Origin of the sequence: Lysinibacillus sp. JK80, assembly GCF_027557635.1 — a bacterium.
Lineage (GTDB): Bacteria > Bacillota > Bacilli > Bacillales_A > Planococcaceae > Lysinibacillus > Lysinibacillus capsici.
Map to the genome: position 1 here is coordinate 139601 of NZ_CP058997.1, position 13889 is coordinate 153489.

12 protein-coding genes and 1 pseudogene are annotated in these 13889 nt (G+C 38.6%); all 13 read left to right on the plus strand.

Features of this window, described 5'->3' with window-relative positions; translation table 11 throughout:
• Window positions 1–89 precede the first annotated feature (89 nt).
• The 13 genes and pseudogenes from gcvT to HXV90_RS00800 all read left to right on the plus strand — a co-directional run bounded on the left by gcvT (window position 90) and on the right by HXV90_RS00800 (window position 13863).
• Window positions 90–1193, plus strand: coding sequence for a glycine cleavage system aminomethyltransferase GcvT (gene gcvT / locus HXV90_RS00740; RefSeq protein ID WP_048392264.1), 1104 nt, complete (start codon window positions 90–92; stop codon window positions 1191–1193).
• Between the two features lie 25 nt (window positions 1194–1218).
• Window positions 1219–2565 (plus strand): aminomethyl-transferring glycine dehydrogenase subunit GcvPA, encoded by a 1347-nt coding sequence (gene gcvPA / locus HXV90_RS00745; RefSeq protein WP_004231057.1) that lies wholly within the window; start codon window positions 1219–1221, stop codon window positions 2563–2565.
• Window positions 2558–4021 carry an aminomethyl-transferring glycine dehydrogenase subunit GcvPB gene (gene gcvPB / locus HXV90_RS00750; protein WP_269898112.1) on the plus strand — a complete coding sequence of 488 codons (1464 nt, stop codon included), beginning with the start codon at window positions 2558–2560 and terminating at the stop codon, window positions 4019–4021. Before gcvPA ends, gcvPB begins: the two co-directional genes overlap by 8 nt.
• A gap of 574 nt (window positions 4022–4595) precedes the next feature.
• Window positions 4596–4925, plus strand: a pseudogene (locus tag HXV90_RS00755) (transcriptional regulator); the annotation flags it as partial.
• Between the two features lie 221 nt (window positions 4926–5146).
• Window positions 5147–5572 (plus strand): membrane-associated protease 1, encoded by a 426-nt coding sequence (locus HXV90_RS00760; RefSeq protein WP_269898113.1) that lies wholly within the window; start codon window positions 5147–5149, stop codon window positions 5570–5572.
• Window positions 5573–6169: 597 nt separating this feature from the next.
• Window positions 6170–6856 carry a hypothetical protein gene (locus HXV90_RS00765; RefSeq protein ID WP_269898114.1) on the plus strand — a complete coding sequence of 229 codons (687 nt, stop codon included), beginning with the start codon at window positions 6170–6172 and terminating at the stop codon, window positions 6854–6856.
• On the plus strand, window positions 6853–8277 hold the full coding sequence (locus HXV90_RS00770) for a hypothetical protein (protein WP_269898115.1): 1425 nt from the start codon (window positions 6853–6855) through the stop codon (window positions 8275–8277). Before HXV90_RS00765 ends, HXV90_RS00770 begins: the two co-directional genes overlap by 4 nt.
• 36 nt (window positions 8278–8313) lie before the next feature.
• The gene (locus HXV90_RS00775) at window positions 8314–9444 is read left to right on the plus strand and encodes a pentapeptide repeat-containing protein (RefSeq protein ID WP_269898116.1); all 1131 of its coding nucleotides are present in this window, start codon (window positions 8314–8316) and stop codon (window positions 9442–9444) included.
• Between the two features lie 25 nt (window positions 9445–9469).
• Window positions 9470–10027: a serine protease gene (locus HXV90_RS00780; protein ID WP_269898117.1), complete on the plus strand. Its 558-nt coding sequence runs from the start codon at window positions 9470–9472 to the stop codon at window positions 10025–10027.
• Between the two features lie 184 nt (window positions 10028–10211).
• Window positions 10212–10619, plus strand: coding sequence for a DUF4280 domain-containing protein (locus HXV90_RS00785; protein ID WP_269898118.1), 408 nt, complete (start codon window positions 10212–10214; stop codon window positions 10617–10619).
• Between the two features lie 33 nt (window positions 10620–10652).
• The gene (locus HXV90_RS00790; RefSeq protein ID WP_269898119.1) at window positions 10653–12182 is read left to right on the plus strand and encodes a contractile injection system protein, VgrG/Pvc8 family; all 1530 of its coding nucleotides are present in this window, start codon (window positions 10653–10655) and stop codon (window positions 12180–12182) included.
• Window positions 12182–13441, plus strand: coding sequence for a polymorphic toxin type 35 domain-containing protein (locus HXV90_RS00795; RefSeq protein ID WP_269898120.1), 1260 nt, complete (start codon window positions 12182–12184; stop codon window positions 13439–13441). Before HXV90_RS00790 ends, HXV90_RS00795 begins: the two co-directional genes overlap by 1 nt.
• On the plus strand, window positions 13438–13863 hold the full coding sequence (locus HXV90_RS00800; protein ID WP_269898121.1) for a hypothetical protein: 426 nt from the start codon (window positions 13438–13440) through the stop codon (window positions 13861–13863). Before HXV90_RS00795 ends, HXV90_RS00800 begins: the two co-directional genes overlap by 4 nt.
• Window positions 13864–13889 lie beyond the last annotated feature (26 nt).

The following is a 13889-nucleotide window of genomic DNA, read 5'->3' on the forward strand; positions in this document are numbered from 1 at the left end:
CCCGTTTTACTTAATTGACTGTAGGAATACAAAAAGCAGACGAACTACTACCAGTAAAAATGTAACTAACAATAAGGGGGCAAAAAAGAATGTCGAATGAATTAAAACGTACACCTCTATTTGAAGAATACGCGAAATATGGTGCAAAAACAGTTGACTTCGGTGGATGGGAATTACCTGTTCAATTCTCTTCTATTAAAGAAGAACATGATGCAGTACGTAATCGTGCAGGCTTATTTGATGTATCACATATGGGAGAGATTTTAGTAACAGGTCCCGATGCATTAGGTTTTTTACAAAATCTTTTATCAAATGATGTATCAAAAATTGCTGACGGTCAAGCGCAGTACACGGCAATGTGCTACGAAGATGGTGGCGTTGTTGATGATTTATTAACATATAAATTAGCTGACAATCACTATTTATTATGTGTCAATGCAGCTAACATTGAAAAAGACTATGATTGGATGATGGAAAATCAACATCAATATGATGTGACGATTGATAACCAATCGGATGCCTACGCACAAATTGCTCTTCAAGGACCACTAGCAGAAGAAGTTCTTCAATCCCTTACTTCGACTGATGTAAGTGCCATTAAATTTTTCCGCTTCCAAGAGAATGTGGAGGTTGCAGGACATAAAGTATTAGTGTCTCGCAGTGGCTACACAGGTGAAGATGGCTTTGAATTATATGGCGCTCCAGAAGACATCAAAGCGCTTTGGGGTAAAATTTTAGAGGCAGGTCAAGAAAAAGGTGTGGTTCCAGCTGGACTAGGATGTCGTGATACACTTCGTTTTGAAGCGGGGCTACCACTATATGGTCAAGAGCTATCAGCAACAATTTCTCCTCTAGAGGCTGGTATTGGTTTCGCTGTGAAATTAAATAAAGAAGGCTTCATTGGTCATGAAGCATTAGTAGCTCAAAAGGAAAATGGTCTACCACGCAAACTTGTAGGCATTGAAATGATTGATAAAGGCATTCCACGCCATGGCTACAAAGTGTTTAAGGATGGTCAAGAAATCGGTGAAGTGACAACTGGTACACAGCTTCCTTCATCAAAACGTAATGTTGGTCACGCATTAATTGACAGTCAATTCGCAACAATCGGAACTGAGCTAGAAATTGAAATTCGCGGTAAACACTTAAAGGTAATAACAGTAGAAACACCGTTTTACAAGCGTTCAAAATAATAGTTGAAAAGAGGGACCTACATTTATGAAACATCGTTATTTACCTATGACGGAGCAAGATCAAAAAGAAATGTTAGACGTAATCGGTGTATCCTCAGTCGATGAGTTATTTGAGGATATTCCTGAGAAAGTCCGTTTTAAAGGCCTTTATGATATTAAAGAAGCAAAATCAGAATCTGCGTTATTAAAAGAGTTAACGGCACTTGCTGCTAAAAATAAGGACACAAATGCCAACGTATCATTTTTAGGTGCAGGTGTTTATAACCACTATAAACCAGTGATCGTAGACCATGTTATTTCTCGTTCAGAATTCTATACAGCTTATACACCATATCAGCCAGAGATTTCACAAGGTGAGCTACAAGCTATCTTTGAATTCCAAACGATGATTGCTGAGCTAACGGGAATGGATCTTGCTAACTCTTCTATGTATGACGGTGGTACAGCATTGGCAGAAGCGGGTATGTTGGCAGCTGGTCATACGCGTCGCAAGAAAATTTTAGTGTCAGAAGCAGTGCACCCAGAATATCGCGATGTTGTTGCTACATATGCATATGGTCAATCCATTGATATCGTGACTATCCCGCAAAAAGATGGTGTGACAGATGTGGATGCATTAAAAGAGTTAATCGATGACAACACAGCAGCTGTTATTGCACAATATCCAAACTTCTTTGGCCAAGTGGAAGATATCCAAGTGATTGGGGATATTGCACATGCTGCAAAAAGCTTACTCGTTGTATCTTCTAACCCATTGGCATTAGGAATTTTAACGCCTCCTGGCAAGCTTGGTGCTGATATTTGTGTAGGTGATGCGCAAGTATTTGGTATTTCTGAAGCTTTCGGCGGCCCACACTGTGGTTTCTTTGCAGTGACAACAAAATTGATGCGTAAGGTACCAGGACGTCTTGTTGGTGAAACAGTGGATGGTGAAGGCCGTCGTGGATACGTATTAACACTACAAGCACGTGAGCAACATATCCGCCGTGATAAAGCAACTTCCAATATTTGCTCGAACCAAGCACTACTTGCACTTGCAGCTTCTGTAGCGATGACAGCTCTAGGAAAACAAGGAATTCGTGAAATGGCTACTCAAAATATCGCGAAAACACGTTATGCAAAAAATGCCTTTGAAGCAGCAGGCTTTACAGTAGCATTCCAAGGCGCACACTTCAATGAAATCGTTGTGAAAACGAATAAATGTGTGAAGGAAATCAATAAAGGCTTAATCGAAAAGGGTATTATCGGTGGCTATCCTTTAGGTCAAAATTATGACTCTCTTAAAAATCATGTGCTAATCGCAGTAACTGAATTACGCACGAAAGAAGAAATTGATGCACTTGTTGCAGAAATGGGGGCTCTTAATGCATAACGAAAATCAATCACTCATTTTTGAAATTTCAAAAGAAGGTCGCGTTGGCTATAGCTTAGAAGTACTAGATGTGCCTGAGGTAGACCTAGCAGATTTATTACCTGCAAACTTAGTACGTTCAGAGGCAGCAGAACTACCTGAAGTGTCTGAGCTTGATATTATGCGTCATTATACAGCACTTTCTCGTAGAAACCATGGAGTAGACTCTGGCTTCTATCCGCTTGGCTCTTGTACGATGAAATATAATCCGAAAATTAACGAAACAGTTGCACGTCTTTCTGGCTTTGCAAATGTTCACCCATTACAGGATGAATCAACAGCACAAGGGGCAATGGAGCTTCTTTATGATCTTCAAACTTCTTTAGTAGAAATTACTGGGATGGATGAAGTTACATTACAACCAGCAGCAGGTGCTCATGGTGAATGGACAGCGTTAATGATGATTCGTGCCTTCCATGAAGCAAATGGTGAAGGTCACCGTAACAAGGTAATCGTTCCTGATTCAGCTCACGGTACAAACCCAGCATCTGCGACAGTAGCAGGCTTTGAAACAATCACTGTTAAATCAGATGAAAATGGCTTAGTTGATATCGAAGACCTTCGCAAAGTAGTAGGTTCTGATACAGCAGCTCTAATGTTAACGAATCCGAATACACTAGGGTTGTTTGAAGAAAACATTATCGAAATGGCAGAGCTAATTCACTCTGTAGGCGGTAAAGTGTACTATGATGGTGCGAACCTCAATGCTGTAATGAGTAAAGCACGTCCTGGCGATATGGGCTTTGACTGTGTGCATTTAAATCTACACAAAACATTTACAGGCCCACATGGTGGCGGTGGTCCAGGTTCTGGTCCAGTAGGTGTAAAAGCAGATTTAATTCCATTCCTACCAAAACCAGTATTAGTAAGAACTGAAGAAGGCACATACCACTTTGACTACGATCGTCCACAATCAATCGGACGCGTAAAACCTTACTATGGTAACTTTGGTATCAATGTTCGTGCTTATACGTACATTCGTACAATGGGTCCTGATGGCTTAAAAGCTGTTACAGAATATGCTGTATTAAACGCCAACTACATGATGCGTCGCTTAGAGCCATTCTACGATCTACCATATAACCGTCACTGTAAACATGAATTTGTCTTATCAGGTCGTCGTCAGAAGAAACTAGGCGTTCGTACATTAGACATCGCAAAACGTCTGTTAGACTTTGGCTACCATCCACCAACAACATACTTCCCATTAAATGTGGAAGAGGCATTGATGATTGAGCCAACTGAAACAGAATCAAAAGAAACATTAGATGCATTCTGTGATGTAATGATTCAAATTGCGAAAGAAGCAGAAGAAAATCCATCAATTGTTCAAGAAGCACCTCATACAACAGTCGTATCTCGTCTAGACGAAACTCGTGCTGCTCGTACACCAGTGCTTCGTTATCAAAAAGCATAATCTCCAAAACCGTTCACGTTCATGTGAGCGGTTTTTTTGCATCTAAAATTACAAGCTAAATGATATTTCCCGACTATTTTGTTGGCTGGTCTTTCTTTTTTTGAATTCGTAATAACCTGGAAGAAAAGTACAAATGCTTAAAGAACTATTTTATGTAGATTCATTCTAAAAGACTAATATAACTATATGTTTAATACTTTTTATTCATTTTTTCTATGTAGAAGATTATTTTAAAAAATAGCTTTGGGCCTAAGACCAATTGAACCTTTAGTTGTTTTTTTTGTAAAAAAATAGGATAAATCCATTATTAACTGAAAAAATATCATAATTATTACTATGTAACATTTTTACTAAACATACTTTAAATTGTTTTTAATGACAATATTTTCTATAGAAAATATTGACATTAATTTTTGGTGTTGTATAGTTACTTTTGTGATACATACTATCATTAGTGAATTTCGTATAAAAAATGCATAAAAGTAGAATTAGAGTTTCTAGTACATAGTTTAGCCTCATATTGATTTTTATTGTAAATTTTTTTCTTAAATGTTTATATATTGTTTCTATTTAGAAAGCTAGAAGTCTAGCGATGGTAGAGGATGGATTCGATTCTATTTACAAAACACAGGTGAGTACGAATATTGAAAGAATTTTACACTTCCAATCAGGTGACTTTAAGCATGAAAATATCGTTCGTTTCTTTAGCAATAATCTAAGCAGTCAAAAAAGTAAATGGCAGAATGATAAAGGTTATGTCAACTCTATTATTCATGATGGAGATGGTATCGGCTACATTATTGATGAGAAAACGAGCACGTGTCAAATTGACCTTGTATTTAATGGTAATGTGAAGAATTTAGAAGTAATGATTACAAAAAGGACAAGTGCTGTTAAAGCCTAACAAGTTTAAACATACAGTTATTCAATTTTTCAGTCGTATGTTTAAGATTTATCATGTATAAATCTTTTAACATAAATATGAATCGAGCGACTAATTACTAATATTGAAAAATTAGCTATTTCACGATACGGGTACGACATCGTGAAAAAGATAGCTGTAGCTAATATGATTTCATTAGAATGTTAGACGTCATGATTCAACAAATTTTAGGAGGTAAGAAAATGGGTTTTGTATTAAAAGTAGAAGGTTCAGAAGCAATTGAATTAGGCTTAGAAAGCATCATGACTGTCGAATATGAGACAGATACACCGAATGATTCTAACGCTCGCTCTACAGATGTTGGAGCCACTTTAAAAGTTAAAGGTAAAATTTTAACGGCTACTGATGGTGATAATTCTGATGATACGATGAAATTGAGTTTATGGTCATTAGTACCTGCTGAGAAGGCTGACTGTTACCGTAAAGTGACTTTAGAGGTTGTTTCAGCAGATCAAGTAGTAAGAAAAATTCATTTCCCAAATGCTTTTGTGGTGGATTATACAGAAAGATATGGTGACACAGAAGGTATTGGTGAGTTCTTCTTATTTATTAAGCAAAAGAAAGACAAAACAGATTTGGCAAAAATCGAGGGTGGCTACGCTGTCTAAGATTGCAGCATGATAAAATACTACTAATTATCTAAGGAACTTTTATAGTTCCTTAGATTATTTTTAATCTCCCTAAAATTACTTTAAAGGCGGAAAATAAAAGATCCTATACATAGAAAAGATATCACTCAAACTCATATTTTTGTGAGGAAGAAGTAGAGAGAAGCATTGCCAACAGGTATGCCTTTGATGAGCTGGTTGAGGCAATGGGAGGATGCAGATTTCAAATTCTGTGTCATGAAGGATATGTAGGGAAATGGTTATGAACTATATTTGGGATTTGCTAATTCAAGCCGAAGAATTGCCAATATCTATTCACCTTATATGGAGCTTAGTCCACAACTATTAAATTCACAGGTAATAGAGCAGCATGTGGAAGTAAACCCCTACCATCGTTACTTTAAAGACCTCTTTCATCCTGATCATACGACGGATGAGGCTTTTAGAGATGTTTTATTAGATATTACATTGCATTTTTTTAGCTTTATTAAAAAGTGGTTTGGATATGAGTGAAACCTACCTTGTTGGGCGTGTAACAGGCCCACTAAGCAAATAATAGTTGGTGAAAAAACGGTTAAAAAACGGAAGGTGATTGGGATGAAATTTATAGATGAAAAAATTATTGCATTAAGAAATGAAATGAGAGAGCAGGAGCAACATGAGCTAGCCCAGCGACAAGCAGCCTTACAAAAGGAACAGGAGCCTGAGCAAGTATCTGAGCAGGAGGAACAAGACTTAGAAAAAGTAAATATCTATCAAAGCTACATCATAATTGATGATGAGAAGGTAGGGGTGATGGAGCAGTCGTTATTGGATGGCAAAATGACGATCCGTATGCCAAAACTATTTTCGAAGATGTCTACTGAATTAGCAGCCTTAAAGTACCCATCGGACCGTCGACCAAATCTTATTTATACAGATGAATCCTCATCGATTAATCTTGCCTTCAACCTAACTCCACATCGATTAAAGGAAGAGGGAGTTGCTGCTTTTCAAGAAAATATGATTGATATCCTTGAACAAGCTCAACCTTCAGCTGATTGGCTTGATACGGATGTCCTGAAGATTGACGAGAAGACAGTCGGCTTTTTAGAGATTATAACACCGGCTATTGATGGCGATATTTTTAATTTAATGTTCTTTGCCTCTATCGAAGGGATGGCACTTATTGGAACCTTCAATTGTATGGAGGAGGACCTTGAAACTTGGCGTCCGATTGCGAGAGCTATGATGGAATCCTTGCGATTTGCTTCAAATAGTAGGAACGGAGGGGGAATACGGTGAGTAGTGTAGTGACAGCTTATCATAATATTCAAATTCTACCTTTCGAGCTTATTAGTATTCAAGAGCTTACTATCGTAAAAAAAATGAATGAACATGCTATGTTACGTTTTACTGGTATTGTGCCTGAAGTAGCGAGAGACACTTATGTAGAAATGACGGAGGCAAGATCGGCAATTGTAGTAAATCAGCTTAATCATCTTGGTGTCCCTTCACCATTATTTAAAGGTGTAATTTTAGATGTGAAGGTTCGTTCAGTTCGTGGCATTTATTATATTGAAGTAGAAGCGGCTTCAAGCACCTATCAGCTAGACATTAAAAAGAAAAATCGCTCCTATCAGGATAAGGAAATGACCTATTCGTCTTTATTTAAACTATTACATCCTTTTTATCCTGGTCTTGACATTATTGATGAAGCAACAAAGGGTGCTAAATTAGACAAGTTTACCCTGCAATATCGAGAGACCGATTGGCAATTTTTAAAAAGACTAGCCTCACGTTTTAACACTGGACTAGTGCCTGCTGCTACCTTTGATAAGCCAAAGTTCCATTTTGGTGTGCCTGCTGGTAGAGCTAAAGGCAAGCTAGAAGATTACCATTATACTACCCGAAAAAAACTAGCAGATTACCTTCTTTATACAGAGAATGGTAATGGAGGTATGGGAGAGCATGACTTTCTATACTATGAGGTGGAAACAGATAAGGTAATGGAAATAGGAGATCATGTCACCTTTCATCAACAAACGCTTTATATATGTGAAGCATACACAACCATGAAGGATGGCTTGCTGAAACATTATTATACGCTGTCAACGAAAAATGGCATGAATAAAAGTGAACTATTTAACGATGCGATCTCAGGTTTATCACTGGAAGGAAAAGTATTAGAAGTCGCAAAGGATCATATTAAGGTGCATTTAGCGATTGATGAGAAGCAGGATAAAGGAAAAGCACATTGGTTTCTTTATTCTACGGGCTATACAGCAGAAGGACATAGTGGTTGGTATTGTATGCCTGAAATTAATGACTTTGTTCACGTCTATTTTCCTTCACATCGGGAGGAGGAAGGAATTTCTAGCAGCTCCATACGAAAAAATTTAGATACTTCAGCAACGAACAAACTAGATGATCCTTCAACCAAATATTATCGTACAGCCTTTGGTAAAGAGATTAAAATGAGTCCAACTGAAGTGGTTATTACTGCACAGGATGGCGATATTTTTATTCGGCTAAATGAAGCAAATGGTATTGAAATATTTAGTAAAAAAGAAATTAAACTTATCTCTGAGGCAGATATTTCAGTGAATGCGAGTAAGAAAATTCTTTTGTCTGCAGAGGAAGAAATTTCTTTACAATGCAAAGAAAGTAAAATAACGATGAATGGCAGTGTGCAAATTTTTGGGAAGGAAGTAAAGGCAAATTAAAATGGTTGCGTGTGAATGAGAAGGAAGGAGATTTATATGCAGACACAGGGAGTTTTACAGCATTTTTATGATAACGAAGTAGAAAAAAGAAGGTTGAAATATCTCTTATTGCTCGAGGATTTTTTTCAAGCCTCCAAGGATAAGCTCGCCGATGATTTTAGGATGTCTTTTCAAAAATTATGTCAGCAACTAAAACAACAGCAAACGCTTCAACAGAAAGGACCGATTGCACATATTACGTTTTCAATGCTGCGCACAGAGCTACTAGAGAGCAACCCTCACTATTTAGTAGAAGCTACGGATGAAGAATGGTTTTTTGATATTCATCCGCTTTTAACTACTTATGATGCAGGCTGGGCGCATCATTTTTTAGAGCAATACATTGAAGAATTAAGTTTGTATAGCAAAACTTTTATGGGGGCAATTACTCAGGCAGATATTGATTGCATTAGACTTCAGGACGCCAAACATTTTCACCAATATGTAATAAGTCTCGCTAGGTATGCGCTACCTGACATTATTCGATGTCCAGAGTATTTGGCACTGGATCGAGATGTGGCTGTCGAGATACGTGTAGGCGAGTTTATGGATATGAATGAGGTTGTCTATAGCGAGGATTTTTCAGCGAAGGATAGTGAAGAAATAAAGGCTTGGCTAGATGAACAATTAGAGGAGGAATATCCATACGAGGTATTTAGCCATTTAAATTTAGCAGGTGGGCGATATGAAGGCTTGGATATTCGCTATGCCTTTTTCCACAAAGCCAATTTAACCAATTGTCATATGCGTGAATGTCTGTTGATTGGTACTAGCTTTCGGGAGAGTCAGCTAATGGACACGGATTTGAGCTTTAGCACAATTTATGAGGCGGATTTTAGTAATAGTCAGTTACAGGGAGCGAATTTTCAACAGGTACAAGGAGCGAGTGGTCTACTAGATCGTCAGAAATGGGAAATACCTGGCTATTTACCGGTTCGTTTTACCGATGCGAATTTAGAAGGCGCCAATTTTGAGCTAGCGAATTTACGAGGGGCCAGCTTTATGGGGGCAAATGTTAGAAATACAAATTTTGCGGGAGCCAATTTAGAAATGGCTATTTTCTCTAAGGAAGCAAAGGAATATGTAAAGCTAGATCCATTCCAGGCTGCTAGTGTCATTTGGAAGTAGACAGTGTGAAAAAAGGAGACGAAAGATGAACTATTTTATTCTATCTCAAGATGAACGTATCACAAATGCTGTGAAACCTGTTGGTATTGCCCAAGTGATTAAAAAAGAGGTATTAACCATTGAAAGAATGGAAGAATTAGAGGAACTTGAACGGCAATTTCCTGTATTAGAAAAAGGCGAGGTGGTGTATATCGATCTCATAGAAAAGCCAATCATGCTTATTTCTGATGCTGTTAAACAATTAGTGGAAAAGTATGTCCCGAATATGCCATTTAAAGCAGTTGTTCTCACGGATATGCCTAAATTAATGCAAACCTTATATTGGCTGGTGATCCCACCAAGAGTGCGTTGTCTTTCCGCTCAAACGGAATTTCATCTGGATGGTACGTTGAAGAAGCTAGTCATAGATGAGCAGTTGGCTGCTCCTTATTCATTCTTTCAAATCGAGGGCATTAAAGAACAGTTTATTGTGGTGAATATTGAATTAGCAGAGAGTATTCTTCGCAGAGATTTTCGGGGAATACGATTACAAAAAATACAAACTGAAGGAAGATGGAACGACATTCTTTCTGTAGGAAAATAGATGAGGTGCTTGAAAAAGGATTAAAGCACATGATGGAAGGTGCTTTAGATAAATGGTAGGGAGAAAATAGCGAGATTAAAATTAGACCAATTTGAAGAAAGAGTCGTCAGACGTAAGTATTGCAGTTAAGTCTTATGTTTAGCAAAAGTGGTAACACCTTACGTATCGAAAGGATGGTTTTTCTATGTCAGAAGAAATGCAGACAAAGGGTGGCGACCAACGGAGTTATGTCGTAGCTGGTGCCAAATTATCCTGTTCGCAAGGAGATCAAACGAGTATTTTAAAAATGCCAGTCAGTCACGGTGTTTATACGAAAAATAAGGCGCAGATGAATACGATGGATTATAAGCCTTATGTGAATATTCAACCATTTGGCTTATGCCAGACATTAGCGAATCCTACTGTTGCGGCAGCTACAGCTGCCAATAATGGTGTCTTAAAGCCAATGCCCTGTACACCTGTGATTACAATGCCCTGGATTAGTGGAAAGGATGATCAATTAATTGAAAATCATCCAGCGTTAGTTAGTCAATCGATTAATATGTGTATGTATTGTGGAACGATAAAAGTAGAAGATGATGGGCAAGAATAAGCGATTGTCCCCTGAGGAAAGAAGGGAATTCATGTGAACACATACGAGGAAGTAATCGGATACGGTGAGCTTGAACTCGTATCCCCCTATGAAATCCAGACATTGCATAATCTCACGTTAACTCAAACAGTGAACGACCATGCAAAATTAGCAATAACGGGATTTATCCCTGCAGAAAAGAAAGATAGTTGTATGCAGCTTGCCAGTACGACAGATCGAATAGAGCTCTATCAAAAACATAACGGACAACGGCTGCATGCGCTTTTTAAAGGACAGGTAACAGAAATTGCGGTACGAATGACAAGGGGAGTATATCAAATTGAATTAGAGGCTGTTTCTTCTACATTCACCTTGGATTGCAAACAAAAATACCGTTCCTTTCAGCATCATAAAATGACTTATCAGGCGATGATAAAAAGGGTGCTAGATGATTATTCAGGTGCAGATGTTATTGATACTGTATCGAAAGCTACTCCTCTTAAGCAATTTATATTACAATATAAGGAGACGGATTGGCAATTTTTACAACGAATGGCCTCCCATTTTCGTGCGGTATTAGTCGCTGCAGTGGATGCTGATAAGCCGAAGTTTTGGTTTGGCCTACCTGAAGGACGAATGCAAAAGCTTTCCATGGCAAATTATACGATCTTAAAGGATCGCTCTAAGTTTTTACATAGTAAGTACAATGACATCGAGCAGCCAATTGAAGAGCGGGATACAGTTGCCTATGTGATAGAATCTAGAAAAACATTGAAACTGGGTGATCGCGTTCTGCTCCAGGGCAAGGAGCTTGTAGTAGCCAAGTCTATTGCCCGCATGAAGCAAGGCATCCTTACCTATGAGTATCATCTGCTGTTCGAAAAAGGCATACGTCAAGATAGGCGCAGTATTCCGTTCCTACCAGGCACAGCGATTGAAGGAAAGGTATTAGAGGTCAAAAAGGATCAGGTTCGAGTCCACCTCAGTATGGATGAGACACAAAAAAAGGAAGAAGCTACGTGGTTCCCACTGGCTACGCCTTATACGGCAGAGGGACATAGTGGCTTTTACAGCCCGCCAGAGGAAGGAGATAGTGTCCACCTAACCTTCCCGACTCATCGAGAGGAAGCAGCAGTTGTTCGTCATAGTGTACGAAAGGGCGGCGAGTCCAACCCGAAAACAGCTGATCCCAAAACGTCTTACTGGGGGACACCGAATGAGAAGGAAATGAAGCTAGACCCACAGTCCGTAACATTTACCGCCAAGGAGGGTGCTGTCTTTCTACAGCTCCATCAGGACAGCGGCATCACTGTGCATAGTAAGCCATCCTTGCTGGTCAAAGCCAACGACACGATCACCTTTGCCGGAAAACGTGTGTCCATGAGTGCAGCGGAGTCGATGCATATCACATGCGGCTCAAGCAGTCTTGTATTTGATGGCAATACCGATATTCAGGGACAGGTAGTGACGATGGAGGGCTCCATTAAAGCCCCTGTATCTGTCGCTGCGCAAGAAGAGGAAGCAGACCTGGAGGCAGCCCTAGACGTCATGGGGATGATCCCTGTTGGTGGGGGTGATGCCTAATGGGTCTATTAGGATTAGCAGGAAGCTTACTAGGGATGATTCCGAAAGTAGGCTCTCCAGGTGGAAAGAAAAAAGGAAAGAGCGGAGGATCGAAAGGAAAGAGCGCTAAGAAATCCTCCAAAAAAAAGAGCTCCACGAAGAAAAAACAACGGAAGTCCAATAAAAAGAAGAAAAAGAAAAAACGCAAGAAGAAAAAGAAGAAGTGGGGTAAATTCTTTACCAAGGCACGGAAGCTAAAAAATAGTTTATCCAAGAGTAAATTGGTTAAACGGGCGAAAAAGGCAATTAAAAAAGCTGTCCTGACCACGAAAAAGGTTGTGAAAAAAACAAAGGCGGCTGTGACAAAAGCCAAGCAACAGGTAAAGGCCGCTGTCAAACAGACGAAGCAGGTCGTCAAAAAACAAGTACTACCAGCGATGAAAAAAGCTGCACAAGCAACGACCAAAGCAGTGAAAAATGCTGTAAAACCTAAAAATCTGTTAAATACGCTCCAAACGGGCTTAGATATAGTAGGGATGGTCCCCGTTGTAGGAGAAGTAGCAGATGGCGTGAATGGTATTATTTATGCGGCAAGAGGTGACAAGGTCAATGCGGCCCTCTCCTTTGGCGCTATGATTCCAGTAGTGGGCAATGCGGCAACAGCTGGTAAATGGGTCAATAAAGGTGCGAAGGCAGCAAAGGGTATCAGTGAAAGTGCTCAAAAAGCGAATAAAGGTCTTTTAGGCAATGTAAAAGAAAAAGTCAACAAGCAAGTAGCGAACGCCAAAACCCAGATCCAAGCCAAAGTAGACGAAGTCAAACAACAGCTGCGTCAGCTGCAATCACCAGAGATGGAGTTAGCAGGAGCAGGTGTAAACGTCAGACGCATAGAGGATACAGGGACAGTTGGAAAAAATACGTCATCCTCGAGTCCGAAGCCATCTAATTCCCAACCACCACAAAATGGCTCGAATAAAAAGCCTGATGAGAATAAGGGGACGGGTAAAGTTATTTCTGAGGTTTCTGAATTAGGCAGTAATAAAATACATCATATATTACAAGATAAACATGCTTGGGATAAAGTAGTTACGGATAAAAAGAATTGGGATGAAGTATCTAAGGTTATTTCAAATGTTATGGAGAATGGAACAGAAGGTCCTTATAAAAAATCGGCTCTAATGAAATCAATGTCAGTGAATGGTCAAATAGTAGAAGTCACTTTTGTAAAGCTACAAAATGGAACAATTAAAATATCAGATGCGTGGGTGAAAACAAAATGAAAACAAGATTAGAAAAATTAATTATTTCGTTAAATTTTACAGAAGCTAAAGCTTTAGTAGATAGTTTGAATAAAGTTGAATTAGAAAATTATTTGTTGGATTTATGTTATGAATCAGAGAACATCATATATTATTCTTTTGTTTTCGATATGTTAAAAAGTAAGGAAACTTCTTTCATTCATTATATTGCTTCAATTATATTATCTCAACCATTATGTCATATAGAGGGGGCTTATCAAGCAGCATTTTATCATGCGAAAAAAGCAGTGGAATTAGACGAGGATGATATAGAGCTTAAAGAATATTTATTATTTTTTAACGACATACCTGATAAATTACTAAGTAATCAAGAAGCTAAAACATTAGCTAAAGAAATAATAAACTTAAATCCTAAAAGTGAGGTAGCAAAACAATACATTTAATATTAATAAACTTAGAAAATCTATAA